General features: G+C 50.6%; 17 protein-coding genes. 13 read left to right on the top strand and 4 right to left on the bottom strand.

Annotation, left to right across the window (positions count from 1 at the left end):
• The first annotated feature begins 7 nt into the window (after nt 1–7).
• The 5 genes from KI215_RS11280 to mltG all read left to right on the top strand — a co-directional run bounded on the left by KI215_RS11280 (nt 8) and on the right by mltG (nt 2,482).
• Nucleotides 8–307, top strand: coding sequence for an IreB family regulatory phosphoprotein (locus KI215_RS11280; protein ID WP_275956702.1), 300 nt, complete (start codon nt 8–10; stop codon nt 305–307).
• Nucleotides 308–320: 13 nt separating this feature from the next.
• On the top strand, nt 321–764 hold the full coding sequence (gene ruvX / locus KI215_RS11275; protein ID WP_212772825.1) for a Holliday junction resolvase RuvX: 444 nt from the start codon (nt 321–323) through the stop codon (nt 762–764).
• Nucleotides 742–1,059 (top strand): DUF1292 domain-containing protein, encoded by a 318-nt coding sequence (locus KI215_RS11270; protein WP_212772824.1) that lies wholly within the window; start codon nt 742–744, stop codon nt 1,057–1,059. The genes ruvX and KI215_RS11270 overlap by 23 nt, the downstream gene beginning before the upstream one ends.
• Before the next feature lie 5 nt (nt 1,060–1,064).
• A complete protein-coding gene (locus tag KI215_RS11265; RefSeq protein ID WP_246512307.1) occupies nt 1,065–1,358 on the top strand; it encodes a DUF1292 domain-containing protein in 294 nt (97 codons plus the stop codon).
• An 86-nt stretch (nt 1,359–1,444) separates the two neighbouring features.
• The gene (mltG, locus tag KI215_RS11260) at nt 1,445–2,482 is read left to right on the top strand and encodes an endolytic transglycosylase MltG (protein WP_212772822.1); all 1,038 of its coding nucleotides are present in this window, start codon (nt 1,445–1,447) and stop codon (nt 2,480–2,482) included.
• A 129-nt stretch (nt 2,483–2,611) separates the two neighbouring features.
• On the opposite strand, the gene KI215_RS16005 is transcribed toward mltG, so the two are convergent.
• On the bottom strand, nt 2,612–3,850 hold the full coding sequence (locus KI215_RS16005; protein WP_246512098.1) for a pyridoxamine 5'-phosphate oxidase family protein: 1,239 nt from the start codon (nt 3,848–3,850) through the stop codon (nt 2,612–2,614).
• Nucleotides 3,851–4,067: 217 nt separating this feature from the next.
• Between KI215_RS16005 and KI215_RS11250 the strand changes: the two genes are divergently transcribed.
• From KI215_RS11250 to sigK, 7 genes are all read left to right on the top strand, one after another.
• A complete protein-coding gene (locus KI215_RS11250; protein WP_212772821.1) occupies nt 4,068–4,283 on the top strand; it encodes a hypothetical protein in 216 nt (71 codons plus the stop codon).
• Nucleotides 4,284–4,378: 95 nt separating this feature from the next.
• Nucleotides 4,379–5,956, top strand: coding sequence for a PhoX family protein (locus tag KI215_RS11245; RefSeq protein ID WP_212772820.1), 1,578 nt, complete (start codon nt 4,379–4,381; stop codon nt 5,954–5,956).
• A gap of 7 nt (nt 5,957–5,963) precedes the next feature.
• The gene (tatA, locus tag KI215_RS11240; protein ID WP_212772819.1) at nt 5,964–6,179 is read left to right on the top strand and encodes a twin-arginine translocase TatA/TatE family subunit; all 216 of its coding nucleotides are present in this window, start codon (nt 5,964–5,966) and stop codon (nt 6,177–6,179) included.
• Nucleotides 6,180–6,314: 135 nt separating this feature from the next.
• Complete coding sequence (locus KI215_RS11235; protein WP_212772818.1) at nt 6,315–8,120, top strand: peptidoglycan D,D-transpeptidase FtsI family protein; 1,806 nt, start codon at nt 6,315–6,317, stop codon at nt 8,118–8,120.
• A 105-nt stretch (nt 8,121–8,225) separates the two neighbouring features.
• Nucleotides 8,226–9,116, top strand: coding sequence for an AEC family transporter (locus KI215_RS11230; RefSeq protein ID WP_212772817.1), 891 nt, complete (start codon nt 8,226–8,228; stop codon nt 9,114–9,116).
• 452 nt (nt 9,117–9,568) lie between these two features.
• Nucleotides 9,569–11,233: a serine hydrolase domain-containing protein gene (locus tag KI215_RS11225; RefSeq protein WP_212772816.1), complete on the top strand. Its 1,665-nt coding sequence runs from the start codon at nt 9,569–9,571 to the stop codon at nt 11,231–11,233.
• Nucleotides 11,234–11,420: 187 nt separating this feature from the next.
• The gene (sigK, locus tag KI215_RS11220; protein WP_212772815.1) at nt 11,421–12,125 is read left to right on the top strand and encodes an RNA polymerase sporulation sigma factor SigK; all 705 of its coding nucleotides are present in this window, start codon (nt 11,421–11,423) and stop codon (nt 12,123–12,125) included.
• A 334-nt stretch (nt 12,126–12,459) separates the two neighbouring features.
• Here sigK and KI215_RS11215 read toward each other — a convergent pair whose 3' ends face one another.
• Together KI215_RS11215 and KI215_RS11210 are read right to left on the bottom strand one after the other, a co-directional pair.
• Complete coding sequence (locus KI215_RS11215) at nt 12,460–12,768, bottom strand: DMT family transporter (protein ID WP_212772814.1); 309 nt, start codon at nt 12,766–12,768, stop codon at nt 12,460–12,462.
• Nucleotides 12,769–12,781: 13 nt separating this feature from the next.
• Nucleotides 12,782–13,363, bottom strand: a complete 582-nt coding sequence (locus tag KI215_RS11210) for a TetR/AcrR family transcriptional regulator (RefSeq protein WP_212772813.1) — start codon at nt 13,361–13,363, stop codon at nt 12,782–12,784.
• A gap of 279 nt (nt 13,364–13,642) precedes the next feature.
• On the opposite strand from KI215_RS11210, the gene KI215_RS11205 reads away from it, so the two are divergent.
• On the top strand, nt 13,643–15,187 hold the full coding sequence (locus KI215_RS11205) for an amidase domain-containing protein (protein ID WP_212772812.1): 1,545 nt from the start codon (nt 13,643–13,645) through the stop codon (nt 15,185–15,187).
• A gap of 200 nt (nt 15,188–15,387) precedes the next feature.
• On the opposite strand, the gene KI215_RS11200 is transcribed toward KI215_RS11205, so the two are convergent.
• Nucleotides 15,388–16,146 carry an NAD-dependent protein deacylase gene (locus tag KI215_RS11200; RefSeq protein WP_212772811.1) on the bottom strand — a complete coding sequence of 253 codons (759 nt, stop codon included), beginning with the start codon at nt 16,144–16,146 and terminating at the stop codon, nt 15,388–15,390.
• Nucleotides 16,147–17,264: the final 1,118 nt, after the last annotated feature.

Below are 17,264 nucleotides of genomic sequence, written 5' to 3'. Positions count from 1 at the left end.
AGTACACATGGCCCATCCAAACAAAAGAGGTGTTGTAGAATTGTCTATGGATGAGACAATGAAGTTTGACTTTCGGGGGGAGGAACAGGAGGAAGTCAAGCCGGAAGAAATTCTTTTGATTGTGTATGAGGCGCTGAAAGAAAAAGGATACAATCCGATCAACCAAATTGTCGGGTACCTCCTGTCCGGAGACCCTGCCTACATTCCCCGTCACAAAAACGCGCGCGCCTTGATTCGGAAAGTGGAGCGGGATGAGCTGATTGAAGAGCTCGTCAAACATTATTTGCACTCCCGCTCGGAGCGTTGAAAGGATTCGATTGGTGCGCATATTGGGATTGGATGTGGGAGAACGGCGTGTGGGTGTGGCGGTGAGTGATCCGATGGGTTGGACGGCACAAGGGGTCGAAGTAATTGACCGTGCTCGCACCCCTGACTGGATGGCGCGCGTCGGGGAGTTGGTCCGCCAATATGAAGTGGAAGCGATCGTAGTGGGGCTGCCGCGCAACATGAACGGGTCGATTGGGCCCCGGGGTGAAGCGTGTCAGGCGGCAGCGGAGGAACTCCAACGCCGTTTCTCCCTCCCCGTTCATCTCTGGGACGAGCGTTTGTCGACAACCGCGGTGGAACGCACACTGATTTCAGGGGATGTCAGTCGCAAGAAACGAAAACGTGTAATTGATCAATTGGCGGCATCCTGGATCCTGCAGGGATACTTGGATGCCCAAAGGAGGATACCTGATCATGAACATTCATCAAACAAATGAACCGGAATACATCGTAATCCCAGACGAGGACGGGAACGAAAACCGGTTTGAAATCCTGTTCACATTTGAGCAGGACGAAACGGGTAAAAAGTACATGTTGGTTATCCCGGCGGACGAGGACGCGGACGATGAAGAAGAACAGGAAGTCTATGCCTTTCGGTATGAAGAGGACGGAGATGACAAACTGACCTTCTATCCCATCGAGGAAGAAGCGGAATGGGATATGGTGGAAGAAGTGTTCAACACCTTTATGGCCGAACCGGAAGACTTTAACCAAGAGGAAGCGGGGCGTTGAGGCGTATGGACCATCAGGAACCGCGTCTGGGAAAAGAGGTTCATACCCTTCGCAATGCATACGGACCGGAATTGGTACTGGTCGATGAAGATGGCGGCGGTGAAACCGTCTATCGTATCGTTCACGAGGTGGAAGTGGACGGCGAGCATTATGCTGTTCTGCAAGAAGCGGGCAACCATGAGGAGGATGCTTACCTGTTCCGTGTGGGACACGAGCGGGTGGAGCCCGTCGAGGACGATGCGGAGTGGGAGAAAGTGGCCGAGGCGATCGATGAGTTGTTGTATTTTGATGAACAATGACGAAAAACGGGGGTCAACCCCCGTTATTTTTTATGGGTAAGTTGTGCTAACATAAGTGGTGGAATACGCAAGAGAGGAAGTACAAGATGAAGTGGCTGATGCATCTCTTTTTTACACTTGTGCTCTTGGCCGCCTGGTCGATTCTTGCCTATATTTACGTCGACCATACGCTTAGCTCTCCACCCCGCACGGAACCGGTGCAGTTGGAGATTCCTCCGGGTACGTCTATCACTGAGATCGGGCGGTTGCTGAAAGAAAACGGCCTGATTCGTCAAGATTATTTTTTTACCGCCTATGCCTGGTGGAAAGGAAAGACCAATCTGCAAGCGGGTGTTTACGAAATTCCGCCTGATGAAACGCTTGATGGCATGTTACAAATGTTTTCGTCCGGAAAAACGGGTGGTTCCCGTGTGACCATTCCGGAAGGGTATACGGTGGAACAAATTGCTTCATTGATGGAACAGAAAACCGGTATGAAGCGGGAAGATTTTTTGCGAGCCGTGAATGAAACGCCCTATCCTTATGATTTTGTCCGGGAAATCCCGGATAAACCGGATCGCCGCTATCGTTTGGAAGGATATCTGTTTCCCAGTACATATCATTTTCCCAAGGGCATTCAACCGGAAAAAGCGGTGGACATGATGTTGCAGCAATTTCAACGGCGATTGACGCCGGATGTCAGACAGCGGCTGAAAGAGGAAAACCTGACCGTCGACGAATGGGTAACAGTCGCATCCATCGTGGAGCGGGAGGGGCAAGTCAAAGAGGAACTGCCCAGAATTGCGGGTGTGATCTTTAATCGGTTGAAAAAGAACATGAAATTGCAAGTGGATGCCACGGTGCAATATGCTTTGGGAAAACAGAAAACACGTCTGTTCTACAAAGATCTGAAAGTGGACAGCCCGTATAATACCTACCGTCATGAAGGGTTGCCACCAGGGCCCATCTCCGATCCGGGTGACGATGCGCTCAAAGCGGTGCTCTATCCCGAGAAACACAACTATTTGTATTACGTCACCAAAAAAGACGGAACACATGAGCATTATTTTGCGGAGACACCAGCAGAGCACCAGCTCAACATCGAGCGCAGCAGAAAAAACGAACAGATGGAAGACCAAAGATAAACGGGAATGTGGATTCAAACACCGTTTTTCCGGATCAATCAAACCTTAAAGCAAAACACCACCGGTTTTTTGACCGGTGGTGTTTTGCTTTAGGGCGTGTCTGGTTTTACGGAAAATAACCAGACACGCCTATTTGGTTCCCGTTTCTGACGAGACCGGCTCCTTTATCCACGGACGCGGACAATCTTTGGCTTTGAAGAAGTCACCGCCTTTACGGACCACATCGTCGGTTCCCCATTCGATCTCCTTGTCCAGTTTTTTCAGCAGCGGAATATGTTTGGAGCAGTGAATATACGCTTCTTCCACTTCCACCAGTATCCAACGTTCCGGTTTGCGGAAGCCTTCTCGGTTCAGTTCCTCCATGATTTTTTCGGGAAGATTGGCTAACTTCATCAACACGTCGTTTTCGATGATCTCCGCCTTGCCGTTAATGTGCAAACCGATGGCGTGTTGGAAAAAATCGATGAATATGATGCCGATATGCGGATTTTCCAAGATGTTTCCCAAGCTGGCCATGACGCCGTTGCCCCGGTATTCGGGATAGATCAGGGTTTTTTCGTCGAGAACGTGCACAAATCCGGGCGGACCCGCACGGAACGAACAGTCGCATTCTCCGTGACCGTCGGCCGTAGCGATGAACATCATTTCCTGATCGGCGATGAAGGATTTCATCACGTCATTCAAATGGTCCAACATCTGTTTGTTGTAAAAACTGAGTGCACGATTGGTAGTACCATAACGTTCCTGCAACAGATGTTCTCCATTGGAACCGGGCAGGCGGGTGTACTGAGCCGGCTGCGTTGGCTTTGGCACGGATGCCGTTGGAACCGCCGTGGTCGAAGGCGTAGCCGGTTTGAGTGATGGGTGAGTTGACGAGTTGGGGAGTGAATTGATTTCGGGCTTGTCCAATAGCATCTGTTTTGTCAGCCGTTTGATTTTGCGCATGATCCGGACGGGATCCCGCAATTTGTTGACCAATTCTCCCCAATCGGTATGGCCGGTCAAGTTCCCTTCCTTTTGCACCTCTACATATTCGACGATGCTTCCCTCCGATTGCTCCACCAGCATGGTTAAGCCAATCGGAATGCGATAAGGTTCGCGGATGATCCGGGCGCCATTATCCTTGAGGTGATACTTGAAATCGGTAATGGAGTCTACTACGAATGTAGTCGAAATGTTTCGATAAGCGCTGACGGCCTCCTGCGAACCTGCAGCCAATACCATGTTATGAAACCAAGCGTACTCCAAATTCGTCTGTGGATCGCGAAAACGGTGGCGGACAGGCTCTTGCAACAGCCGTTCGTAATGGGTCATCGACGTGGAGAGGTCTTCCACGTACATCCGGCTTAGTGTCCTTAAAATTTTCATGCAGAGCATTCCCCTCTTTCTCGCCGCCTATTGAAAAATATGTACCCATAGTTATCAACCTGATACGTTCATGTACGGTTTCATTATAACAAAGTTCGACATTAACATGTGAACAGTCAAGTTTCCTCCATGTTTTCCACCATTCGGCCCAAATCACCATCATTTTGCTCGCAGCATAGACTGATACCCAATCCAAGCCAAGAGGAGCGAAAGCGTGATGGGGATTCCTTTCATCGTCAAGGTGAACCATGTGTCATCTGGAGGTGAACTCAATTTTTCTCCCGGGATCAACATTCTTCTCAACCAGGAGCATTTTACCAAAAATAATGCCACCAGCGCCAATACGGGTGATTTGGCACGGGAGTTGATTTTCGGTCCGATCAAAGACTTCGATGTGGTGGATATACCGATCAAACAAATCAAAGGGGTTTAACGTACTAAATGGGATTTTCAACTACCCTTGAAGAAACATTAATATTCCTCTAGTAGATTGAAAGGGGGTGGAACCGAAGAAAGGGAGGGAATGGGATGTCTGATTTAACGAGACGGCAGTTCATGACATACCTCGGTGTGGGTACGGCGGCGTTGATCGGTACCGCTACCGGCGTCACCCGCATTGCGAAGGCGGCGGGTGTGGAAATGCCGACTGCTCGGACGTCCAAAGGAAGCGGACGGGTTCCGTTTCGGCCGATCGCACCGTCCGATCAGGACGATTTGGTGTTGCCCAAGGGGTTTGAATATGACGTGATTGCCGCTTGGGGAGATGATATTGGCAATGGCGAGAAATTCGGTTACAACTGCGACTTGACTGTATATTTTCCGATCGAGAAATCCTCGGAACACGGTCTGTTGTGGGTGAACCATGAATATACAGGAAACGGGAAAATCTTTTTGTATCCCCCCGACACGCCCGAAAAGGAGAAGCATCGCATCGAACAGTACAATTTGGGCGGAAGCATTATCGAGATCAAAAAAGAAAACGGCCAATGGCGCTTGGTCAAAAACTCCCGCTACGCCCGCCGGGTGACCGCCAACACGATGATTGACCTGACCGGTCCCGCCCGTGGCGACGCGGCAGTCGGCGGCGTGGTGGAAGTGGAAGGCACATTCGCCAATTGCAGCGGCGGGCGGACCTTGTGGGATACGGTGCTGTCCTGCGAAGAAAACTTCCAGGAAGATGCGAAGCGCTGGGGTAGAAATGAAACACACTACGGCTGGGTCGTGGAAGTGGATGTGTTCGACCCGAAATCTAAGCCGAAAAAGCATACCGCATTGGGGCGTTTTTCCCATGAAAATGCGGCGATGACACTGTCCAAAGACGGCCGTCTGGTCGTGTATATGGGAGACGATGCAAAAGACGAGCATTTCTACAAATTCGTCAGCGAGGGCCGTTTTGACCCGGCCAAAGGAAAAGAAAACTCCCGCTTGTTGGAGCGGGGAACGCTGTATGTAGCCAACCTGGAAAAGGGGAAATGGCTGCCACTTGATTTGGAGAAATCTCCAGCGTTGAAATCGAAATTCCGCACACAGGGAGAAGTGCTGGTCAATGCGCGTGAAGCGGCCAAATTGTTGGGAGCTACGCCGCTGGACCGTCCGGAGGATGTGGAAGTTCATCCGATCGATAAGTCGGTATACCTCGCGTTGACCAATAACGATCGCCACGGCAACTACTATGGTCAAATCCTGCGTTTCGTCGAAGAAGATCCGGCGTCGGAACACTTCACTTTTGAGGTCTTTGCGGTAGGTGGACCGCAATCCGGTTTCGCCTGTCCGGACAATTTGCTCTTTGACTCCAAAGGAAACTTGTGGGTGTTCTGTGACATGTCGTCGGATAAGCTCAACAAAGAAGGCGTGTACAAACCGTTCAAAAACAACGGAGGATTTTTCATTCCCACCAACGGTCCACACAAAGGGGAAGCGTTCCAGTTTGCGTCCGGACCCGTGCAATGCGAGATGACCGGCCCGTGGTGGACCCCCGACGAAAAGACGTTGTTTGTGGCGGTTCAGCATCCGGGAGAAGAGACGACCGATCCCGCCAACCCGACCAGCCGCTGGCCGCGCGGCGATATCCCCCGTCCGGCTGTAGTCGCCATCAGGGGGTTCTGACGAATCAATGATCGGCAATATCGGTTTGCCTGAGCTCCTGTTGATCTTGTTGCTCGTATTGTTGCTGTTCGGCTCCAAACGGTTGCCGGAAGTAGGTCGGTCAATCGGCATGACATTGAAGGAATTGAAGCGGTCGGCCAGCGTTGTGCTGGACGATGAAGACAAGACGCAAGAAAAAACGGCCGTACGGGAGGCGGAAGGAAAAGGTACAGCGAAATCATGAGTGAATAATGAATCCCCCGACTTTTGTCGGGGGTATTTTGATCAATTCGGGATTTTTCCCGATCACCTGTTCCCCGTATACCAACCCCCGACAATGTCGATGCTGGAAGTGAAATCGGGGAACGGGGTGGCGGCATTGAAGACCAAAACAGGGTTTACCGGACGGGGATGGGCGGCAGGACTGGCGTTTTTTCTGGCTTTTTCTGTTGTGGCAGCTCGTTTGTCCCACATTCAACTCATGACATCCAAACAAGCGTCTCTGATCACCCGGGCACAGGAACAACAAAGCAGGGAATACGTGGTGGACAGCGGACGGGGCATGATCTTGGACAGGCATGGCGATCCCATTGTCGGAGAACGGGGTAAGCGATTGATTGTCTTTCCTATGGACCGGCAACAAGTTCGTCTCCATGCGGCAAAATTGAATCGTGTTGCAGAGATGGCGGGGTATTCATACGACGCATTGATCCGAAAATTGATGGCGCTGAAAAAACCGCAATCCCTGCCGACGTCGGAGGGGGATGATTGGATCGTAACTCCGGATCAGGAGCGGGAGATTGAAGCACTCCACATTCCCGGTATCCATGTGATGGAGACGGATAACCGGTCCGCCCCGTACGGGTTGGCACGGCAGTTGGTCGGCAGGGTGGCGCGGGACCCGTTTTTGCTGCGCGAACGATATGGTGAGGAATTGGCTGGTGGCACGTATCAACCGCTTTCACGGATTGGGCTGTCCGGTCTGGAAGCCTCCTTTGAGCCGTTTTTGCGCAGTCAGTCCGAAAATGTGATTACCTATGCCGTGGACGGCAGAGGCCGGCCTTTGAACGGGCTTCGTCTGAAACAGTTGCAGGGCAAGGATGGCTCGGAAACGGTTTCCTATCAGGTGGTTACTGCGTTGGATCGACGGATGCAACATGCAGTGGAAAAGATCCTCAATGATGAAGGGGTGGCCGATGGGGCGGTGGTTCTGCAGGAGATTGCCACCGGGGATGTTCTCGCGATGGCCAGTCGCCCATTGCCGGACGGTGGTTCGTTTCAGGCGCGACCCTGGGACAACCGGGCCGTGATGGAAACCGTACCCGGTTCCATCTTCAAGACAGTGGTCGCGGTGGCTGCACTGGATACAGGGATCGTCAAACCGGATACGGTGTTTGTCTGCCGAGGAAAATTGGGACGATACGGATTACGCGATGCCAAACCGGGAGGCCACGGAAAACTGACTTTCGCTCAGGCGTTTGCCGATTCCTGCAATATCGTGTTTGCCCGGTTGGCGGAACGGCTGGGGGGAGAGACCATCGAAAAATATGCCCGAAAGCTGGGGCTGGCACAAAAAGTGAGCTGGAATGGATCGGTGTTTCACGATTCTGATTTCCGACAACTGCTGGAGGAGCAGAAGGGATTGATTTTCTCCAGTGAGGAGGCCAGACGGGATCACGGAGCAGTTGCACAAACCGGAATCGGTCAACGGGATGTACAGTTGACCCCTTTGCAGGCGGCCAATATGGTTACGTCGCTGTTTCACGACGGTCAATCATTGACCCCCCGTCTGGTATTGCGGGTGCAAAGTCCCGATGGCCGAGCGGTTGCGGTATTTCGGCCGCAGGCCTATAAGGAAAACTTTCGGATCAAATCGAAGACGTTGGTACAGGTAAGGCGCATGATGCGTATGGCTGTAACGGAAGGAACAGCCGTTGCAGTTCAATCCGCCAAGTGGAGGCTTGCAGGGAAAACGGGTACGGCCCAAGTGGGGAAGAACAAGGATCGTTACAACAAATGGATGATCGGATACGGTCCCTATAATCGGCCCCGATATGCCGTATCTGTGGTGCTGCGAGGCGTCCCCGACAGCCAGGATCCCCGTGCCGTACGTATTTTTCAACGTGTCATGGATGAAGTGGCGTTGATCGAAGCTGAAGAACGTGACGACGGGAAGCGAAAATAGAGAAGGGATCGGCGCATCGGGCAGCCCCCGGTGCGTTTGATTTTTTTGAGAGGGTTTCTTTGATAAGATAGAAACATCCGATTTTTTCGCAGGAGTGGGAGAGACATGTTTGTTCAAGTCATTCTGCCCGTTTTTCTGATCTTCGCCTTGGGTTATGTGGGTCAAAAGCGTTTGCGACTGGATGTGCGATCCCTGTCTACGGCCTCGATGTACCTGATGTCGCCGTTGTTGGTTTTTCGAACCTTGTATACGGCGAACATCGACAGGCAATACATTTATGTCACTGTCTACTCGCTGGCACTTTGCCTGATCTTAATCGGCTGTGTGAAAATCACGGCCCGGATCAGGGGGTACACGAAATCGGAAGAAAGCGGTCTGATTTTGGCCACTGCGTTTATGAACAGCGGCAACTTAGGAGTTCCCGTCATTTTGTTTGCGTTTGGTCAGGCCGGCTTGCATTACGCCATTGTCATCATGGTGGTGCAAACGATCTTGATGAGCACGCTCGGTATTTATTATGCGGCCAAAGGTAGCGCTGCGGGTGAACAGGCGATAGCGTCCGTGGTCAAAATGCCGATCATCCATGCTGCTGTGCTGGGTCTTCTGTGGAATGCCTGGGGTTGGGAAGTGCCCCGTAGCCTGTTGCAGGTGATCGACTTCGTTGCGGACGCGGCCATTCCCACGATCATGCTGGCCTTGGGTATGCAGTTGGCCGAAATCCCGCTCAACCGCCTCGATTGGGAGAAAGTCAGTTTCTCTCTATTGTCGCGGTTGATCCTCTCTCCCGTCATCGCTTGGTGCATCGCCATTTGGTTGCCCGTGGACCCGCTGCTCAAGCAGGTGATGGTGGTGGCTGCGGCGATGCCTTCAGCGGCCAATACGACGATGTATTCGTTGCAATTCGGCAGTGAACCCAAACTGGTTTCGGGCATTACACTGTTGAGCACTGTGATCAGTGCGGTCAGTTTGACGGTGGTGCTCGGTATGCTGCGTTGACGGTGTGGATGGGTGTGCTGAAGAAATCTGCTCCCTCACATCGGCTATGTATCATGAAGGGGGTGTCACTCCTGTTTGGCTGGGGCGTGTCTGGTGAATACTGTTTCCCCGGCTCGCTCCACCTGCTTCCTACACGGAAGGAGATCATGACCGCTTCGAACCGGAGCGCAGGATCGGGGGAAAGTACGCTTCGCTTTCCGGGTATTCGCTCGGCCGGGCTTAGTTCTTCTCTCACAGGGAAACATTGCCCCCTAACGGATTGACCAGACATATACTAGCTAAAAGGTTGCTTACCGGGAAATTCACTCTTCTCTCCAGGGAACGTATCACTACCCAACTGTTTGATCAACCGGTAATGGATACACTCTCGTGATAGTAAATATTTGCATGTTATTTTATCTATTTTCTGATAATATGGAGATAACTCGATCCATAGGAGGGGCCTTTGCAAAATGTTGCACAGATGGTGGAAACGAGCATGTTCCATCCTGGTGGGATTGAGCTTGCTGTTGCCGCTTCCTGCACAGGCGCATCAACCGGACAGGGTAAACACGCCGTTTACATGGGAACATCCCGCTCCGTTCACTCCCGTCCTGCATCCCGCAAAACCGGAATCCGTCGGGATGAGGGAAACGTCGCTCGACGCCGTGGATGCTTTTATTCAACAATCCATCGCCGATCGTGTCATGCCTGGAGCGGTAGTGTTGGTGGCCAGAAGCGGCGGTGTGGTCAAGCATTCCGCATACGGTGATGCCGCCCGCTACCTAGACGACAAGGGAGCGGTGATGGAACATCCCCTGCCAATGCGTCCCGACACGATCTTCGATTTGGCTTCTATCAGCAAAATCTTTACGGTTGTAGCAGCCATGAAATTATATGAGCAGGGGAAATTCCACTTGGATGACCCGGTTGCCCGCTACTTGCCGGAATTTGCTCAAAACGGCAAGGAGAAAGTGACGATTCGTCAGCTGATGACGCACACGTCCGGTTTTCGTCCGGGGCCACTCACACCTTTGTACAAGGTGCCCGGAAGCCGAGAAGACCGGTTGCGTTATGTACTGACACATCCGTTGGACCATGAACCGGGAACGACCTACGTGTACTCCGATTTGAACCTGATCACCTTGGGAGCGTTGGTGGAGCGATTGTCCGGTGAGCGGCTGGACCAGTTTGTCAGGGAACAGATCACCGTGCCATTGGGGATGAAGGACACGATGTACAATCCTCCCGCCGAGTTGAAGGAACGGATCGCTGCCACAGAGTATCAGCCGTGGACGAATCGGGGATTGGTGTGGGGGCAGGTTCACGATGAAAACGCCTGGGCATTGGGAGGAGTGGCCGGTCATGCCGGTGTTTTCTCCACGGCGCGCGATTTGGCGGTGTTTGGCCAGATGATCCTAAACAAAGGTACCTATGGTGGCAAACGCATTCTCAGTCCGGAAACGGTAAAACTGATGGAGGACAATCAAAACGAGGCGTTCCCGGGTCAGGATCACGGTCTGGGATGGGAGCTGAACCAACACTGGTATATGGACGCATTGGCTTCTCCCCGTGCCATGGGGCATACCGGCTATACCGGCACCTCATTGGTTGTGGACCGAACCAACGGTGCGATCGCCGTCTTGTTAACCAACCGGGTCCATCCTACCCGTCAAACGGTTTCCACCAACCCGGTACGACGGCAGTTCGCCCGATTCGTGGCTGATGCGATCCCCGTCAACCTGCCCGGAAAAGAGGAAGCGTGGTTTGCCGGATACGGTGACAATCTTGACCGGCTGCTGACATCCGGCAGGTTGGATCCTTCCGAGAAGCCTCATACGATCTCATTCACGACGTGGTACCGTATCCAACCGGACCGTGATCAGGGAGTGGTGGAGGTGTCAGCGGACGGTACCAACTGGACCGTTATCGGTTCGCCAATGAGCGGAAGTGGGGAGTGGCGGCGTATCACGTTGACGCTGCCGGCTCAGACCTGTTATGTCCGTTTCCGCTATCATACGGACACCTATGGCAACGGTCGTGGATGGTATGTGCAAAACCCGGTGGTGACGGATGAAAGCGGGAAAGCAATTCCGCTGGAGTGGTCATCCGATGAGTGGGAATTGCGCGGTTATTGATAACCCTCGTGCATAGCGAAGGAATCGAGGTCTTTGGATTCAAATACCTCATATCTGCTAAGCTTCCAGGAAATCTCCGGGAAGCTTTTCTTTCTGATTGATTTCCCCCGTACAGGCACGCGCCCAGTCATCCGTACATATAGCTAAGAATACCTGCGAAGGGAATGTGGACGGAGGTGTGGATCGCGTGCCAGAAATATTGGCGGCTTTGGCAATGATGCTGAGGGAAGCAGTTCTGTTTGTATCGTACATTAAAAACAATGCATTTCCCCAACCTCTCTCGGAAGAAGAGGAAGAAAAGCATCTCAGGCTCATGGCCCAAGGGGATAAGAAAGCACGCAACACCTTGATCGAACACAATTTGCGGTTGGTTGCCCACATCGTCAAAAAGTTCGAAAATACGGGAGAAGATTCGGAAGACCTGATTTCCATCGGTACGATTGGTCTCATCAAGGCCATTGAGTCCTACCAAACTGACAAGGGTACCAAATTGGCCACCTATGCGGCGCGATGCATCGAAAATGAGATTCTGATGCATTTACGGTCGCTCAAAAAGGCTAGAAAAGATGTCTCTCTGCACGACCCGATCGGAACCGATAAAGAGGGGAATGAAATCACCCTCATTGATGTATTGGGTACCGAACGGGACGAAGTGATGGATATGGTACAGATGAAGATTGAGAAGAAGAAAATTTACGGACATCTGCATATCTTGGATGAACGGGAGCAAGAGGTAATTAAAAGCAGGTTCGGTTTGAGCGGGGAGGATGAGAAAACACAACGGGAGATCGCAAAAGAACTGGGGATCTCACGCTCGTATGTGTCACGTATTGAGAAGCGGGCACTCATCAAGCTGTTTCACGAGTTTTACCGGGTGAAGAGCGGTAAGTAGCTACGGTTGTCGTGTGGATTACAAAACAGGTAGCATAATTAAAAAAACAAAGCCTTCCCCCACTGTGGACCTGCGGCCGTAAGTAAAGTGCCCCTTTACTTACGGCCTGTATTTTGCCCAACAACAATGGTTCACATCGCTGCTTCTGGGAACCCATATCAGTTGCGGTGGTCCAAGAAGAGACCGAGCAAAGCCGCAATGACTTGCAGTTATCCTACCGAAGCCTTACCCCTTTTACCGCTTACTCACGGGTGGTGGTGATTCTCGAAAACGGGAGCAGTCTTGATCAATATAAATCCTCAGTCGGAAAACGCTACAATCTGCTGAAAGTGCTTCAATGAGCCGATGTCAGTTTGAGTCCCACAATTCCGCTGATGATCAATATCAAAAAAACCAATCGGAGCGCGGTTTTGGGCTCGCCAAAAAACAACATGCCCACCAATACCGTACCTGCCGCCCCGATCCCCGTCCATATGGCATACGCTGTGCCGACAGGCAACGTTTTCAATGAGGTGGATAACAATAAAAAACTACCGATCATGCTCCCGATGGTCACAGCAGTCGGGATCGTTTTTTGATACTTCAGTCCGATGGCCCACACCACTTCCAATATGCCCGCCGCCAACAGATACAACCAAGCCATTTCATCAGCCTCCTCAATGTGAGATTCCCGACCAGTAGATCCGCCAAATGCCGTCAATACGTCGGCGGAGCATTTCCGGTCCGTAGTAGAACAGCTGAATCAGTACGCCATCCAACAAACAAAGGAATGAGGCGATCAGATCATCAAGATTGGTCTCGCGAATGACGCCCGTTTGGATTCCTTCTTTGAAGCAATCCCGTAGGACATCTATCAACCAGGTTTCGGCCTCTAAAAACCGATCCCGGATCTTCTCCTGTACAGCGGGAGGAGAGAACAGCATCGCACGTTGGTAAAACGCAAACGCGTCACCATGTTCGGATGCGTAGGTCAGGCCGTTGGTCAACAGCTGGTACAATCGCTCTTCCACCGTTTTGTCTTGCAAAGAAGCGAACAATTTCTGTGTATGGGCAAAATGTGCCTTCATGATCTCTTTAAAGACGGACAGAAACAAGGCCTCTTTGCTTTCAAAAAAAGCGTAGATGGAAGGCTTTTGAATGCCTACCTCCCGAGCGATCATCGAAAGGGAGGCGCCTTCGTAGCCATGTTCGGCAAAAAGGCGAATCGCGACTTGTTGAATACGCTGTTTGGTGGACAATATACATCACCTACCTAACGTTCGGTAGGTCCCATTTTATTTCGCTTGAGATAAAAAGTAAAGAGGGTATGACTGGGGTATTTCGTCACCGATCAATCCTTGGAATCCTGGAATAAAAGAAAATGAATGTAAACCTTTCACTGGGAGATTTCACTTGAATCTTCCGCCACAGATTCTCCATCTTTTGTCCTACTTACAATCTATTGAACTAGTCCAAATGAGCAGCTATGATAGGATCGTAGCCATCATTTTATATTTTCAAGAAAAGGGGATGGACGGTTGAAGAGAAAGGTTTTGTTCTTGGTGGGGTTGGTGGTCGTTGTCGGCTTGGGAACGGCTTATGCTTTTTCCGACACATTGTTCGGTGGACCGCCCAAAACAGTTAAAAAGACGGAGTCGGTTCCGATGACGGCCGTGACGGATGAACCGGAGGATCAAGGGCAAAACTTGGATGAGGAGTTGTCCGCGGTTAAGGAGAATACCGACGGGCAGCAGACAAAAGGGAAAAAGCTTTCCTATTATGCCAACTATTCCGTCAGCAAGGAAGAGATTAAACGCGATCACCAGGAAGCGATCCAAATCTCGGAAGATCGGCTCAAAAAGAAAAAGTTGGACATCAAGCCTGATTTGGATGATCCGAAATATCGCGATTTCATCAAGGGAATGGCAACGGATCTCACTTCGTACAGCAAAGAAGAGCGGGAACAGATCATTCAGTACGCCAGAGATGTGGACCGCTACGAAGACCAAGTGAAGAATAAGCGGATCAATGAGTTAGAAAAGAAGCTGGCTGCCGGTGAAAAATTGACGGGAGCCGAACTGGCGGAATTGAGGGATCTTTTGCCGAACAAAAAAGGAAATGTGCCCATGACCCTGGATCGCTCGTCGAAATCCGGCAAAGAAGAAGTGAAAGGGTCTCCGGAAACGGTCAAAGGGTCCGAACAGAACCCCCAACCAAAACAAGAGACTGACCAACAAGAGAGCGAAGGTGTCTCCACCCAACCGGCTCCAGCGGATGAAAGCGGTCAGGGAACCAATCCTGAACAACCGGCAACCGATGACCAGCAAAATGCGACCGGTGGCGATCAGGGGCAAACAACCGCACCGAATCAAAACAATAGTGAATCCAACCAAAGTGAACCCAACCAAGGAAGCGCTGATCGAGAACAAAGCTCACCGGATCAATCTGGTACCGAACCGACCAGGGAAGTGCCGGGTTCCACCGCTCCCAATGAGCAAGGGAACAGCAACGATGGCCGTACGGTGCAGCCCCAACCGGGCGACGATCAAAATGAGGGTAATGCACCTTCGTCCCGCTTGATCCCGTACGACCGTCAGGCGGCTCGGGATTATGCTTACCAATGGTGGAACAAACGGAACAATGAGCAATACGGCTATTACAGCCGGGTCAGCGGCGGATGCTACAACTGCTGGTACGATTGCACCGACTTCGCTTCACAAGTGATGAAAGCGGGCGGATTGGTGGAATGGAAGGAAACGAACTACTGGTATTACAGTGACAAAAAACCGTCCTATTCCTGGGGCGTAGCCAACAGCTTGTACAAGCACCTGAAATTCCGGGCAAAACCGGTACAGTCGATGTTTGACCTGAAAATCGGTGATGTGGTGCAGGCTGATCTGGACGGCGACGGTGACATTGACCATTCCGCCGTGGTGACGAAAGTAACACCGACCGAGGTGTACGTCACGCAGCATACCACGGACAAAAAAGACAACCCGTTGAGCCTGTGGATCTTGTACGGATTCAAAGTGTACGGTTGGGATATTCAATCGGCCAACTACGCTGCACCATCAAGTAATTGAATACTTTCACACACCAAGGGAATATCGCGTTCGTAACGGTTGAATAACCGGCGAACGCTTTTTTTCTGTCAGCGCTAAAAACATGCCATTGGCGCGGGGAGATACCGCGCCAATTTCTTTTTAGCCACCCGTTGAAGAAGAGAGACTTGCCATCGACTAAGAAAGGGATAGGGATACGCACGAAGCCTAATAGAAATGTTTTACCCCTGATTGTGTTCTTTCAAGTGCGTAAACCGATCGGTTCCTAATATTGATTCCGCCATTTCGCTTAATACTTTGCCGATGCTTTCATGTATGATGTGATCTGCCAAATGATCCAAAGGAGTAGAGGTTTTGTTGATGATGATGATTTTCGAACCTGTTTCATGTGCTAACTCTACCAATCCGGCAAAAGGATAAACTTGCAGAGAAGTGCCCATTACCAGTACCGTATCTGCTTGTTCCACTTCTTGAACAGCCGAATTCCAAGCATTCGAATCCAGCGGTTCACCGAACAAAACGATTGGCGGACGAAGGGGAGCCTTACAATTCTCATCTGTACAATAATAAGTATTTTCGCGATAAGAAGTTGCGGGATATTCTTTTCCACAGCGGGAGCAGACCAGATAGCGCAAATGACCATGGATTTCGATCACCCTTTGACTTCCCGCTCGTTGATGGAAACCGTCGATATTTTGCGTAAGAACCGCTTTTAAAATTCCTTCCTTCTCCAGTTCGGCGAGCACATAATGACCAATATTGGGTTTATACTTCAACAAGTCTTCGATGCGCATTTGGTAGAATTCAAAAAAGTCATCTGTGCCGATCGCTTGCGGGCTGGCGATTTCATAAGGATTTTTTCCGCACCAAAGCCCGCCTTGTGAACGAAAATCGGGAAGTCCGCTTTCTGTTGACATACCCGCACCGGTAAGGGCGACGAGATAGTTGGAGTTTTGGATCAGCTGAATCAGTTCTTTCATGGGATTCCCTCCTCTTTCCAAACTTCTATTGAATCGTGTCAATGGGGTTTGTCAGTGCTAGGGTGCTTACATACGGGTATGTAGAATCATTTCGCTTGTGATGCTAATCCTTTCTCCTATAACATATTAACATTAGACATCGGTTGATTCCGAGGTTTACTGCGCCGGCTTGTTCGAATTTATGGATTAAGTTTTTTTCTTATAGTGATTTAACTTTATTCAAATTCGATTTCATGTTATCCCCTTTCTATTAAATCGGATGTTGTGATTCTTCCCAAAGAGAATTCTAACACTTTTTTATCCTGTCGAGATCCACACTCTCGTCCCATTTGGGTTTACCCTATGACCACACCTGGAACCACTCTGCAAAAGAGTGGCTTCTCTTGTCTCAAAAACGAACGTTTTTGAGACTTTCCGACGAGCCCCTTGTGTTGCAGCCAAAAAAGCTTTATTTCGGTCTCAAAAGTCAGTATCAAAATCAAAGTCTCAATAGTGACCGTTTCGACGAGTTGTGAGACAATGGGGGGAATCGAGAGGGGGAAGGCGGCATGCTCGTCGGACGGGTTTCAACACATGATCAAAACTTGGATCTCCAATTGGATGCGCTTCGACAACATGGATGAGAGAAGATTTTTACACGCACATCATTACCGACATCAAAAAAAGACCCGGCAGGTATCAAACTACCTGACCGAGTACAGCTCAACCATTAACGATATGGAAGCGTTACACTTCCACTATTCCCCTTTTTGTTTCCGCGATAAACCGCAAATTTCAAATTTTGTAGACGCGTTGTTTTCCTTCCTGTTTTCACGTATTAGGTAAAGAAAAATCAAGTTTTCTCAGGTAATTTCTTTACAGAAGGGATATTCTACTCACAACTCAGACCTGTTGCACATCGAACCCATCTGGGTGAAAGGAATATAATGATCCCAACTTAGGAACAGGAGGGAATCCATTGTATACCATGCCCCCGGGTTATTCATTCCTCCATACTATATCCCCAGCCATACTATATCCCCAGCGGTTCACCACGGAATTATTCCCTTTCCCCAGGCGCTTTATATTGTTGAATCTTGGGAACAGAATGAGCGCTTTCCTTATTTCGAGGATATGCC

This window comes from Polycladomyces abyssicola (assembly GCF_018326425.1).
Lineage (GTDB): Bacteria > Bacillota > Bacilli > Thermoactinomycetales > JIR-001 > Polycladomyces > Polycladomyces abyssicola.
This window is presented reverse-complemented; position numbering and strand designations above follow the sequence as displayed.

Coding starts and splice junctions, on each gene's coding strand:
- KI215_RS11280 (WP_275956702.1), top strand. CDS start 8: ATGGCCCATCCAAACAAAAGAGGTGTTGTAGAATTGTCTATGGATGAG.
- KI215_RS11270 (WP_212772824.1), top strand. CDS start 742: ATGAACATTCATCAAACAAATGAACCGGAATACATCGTAATCCCAGAC.
- KI215_RS11265 (WP_246512307.1), top strand. CDS start 1,065: ATGGACCATCAGGAACCGCGTCTGGGAAAAGAGGTTCATACCCTTCGC.
- mltG (WP_212772822.1), top strand. CDS start 1,445: ATGAAGTGGCTGATGCATCTCTTTTTTACACTTGTGCTCTTGGCCGCC.
- KI215_RS16005 (WP_246512098.1), bottom strand. CDS start 3,850: ATGAAAATTTTAAGGACACTAAGCCGGATGTACGTGGAAGACCTCTCC.
- KI215_RS11250 (WP_212772821.1), top strand. CDS start 4,068: ATGGGGATTCCTTTCATCGTCAAGGTGAACCATGTGTCATCTGGAGGT.
- KI215_RS11245 (WP_212772820.1), top strand. CDS start 4,379: ATGTCTGATTTAACGAGACGGCAGTTCATGACATACCTCGGTGTGGGT.
- tatA (WP_212772819.1), top strand. CDS start 5,964: ATGATCGGCAATATCGGTTTGCCTGAGCTCCTGTTGATCTTGTTGCTC.
- KI215_RS11230 (WP_212772817.1), top strand. CDS start 8,226: ATGTTTGTTCAAGTCATTCTGCCCGTTTTTCTGATCTTCGCCTTGGGT.
- KI215_RS11225 (WP_212772816.1), top strand. CDS start 9,569: ATGTTGCACAGATGGTGGAAACGAGCATGTTCCATCCTGGTGGGATTG.
- KI215_RS11215 (WP_212772814.1), bottom strand. CDS start 12,768: ATGGCTTGGTTGTATCTGTTGGCGGCGGGCATATTGGAAGTGGTGTGG.
- KI215_RS11200 (WP_212772811.1), bottom strand. CDS start 16,146: ATGAAAGAACTGATTCAGCTGATCCAAAACTCCAACTATCTCGTCGCC.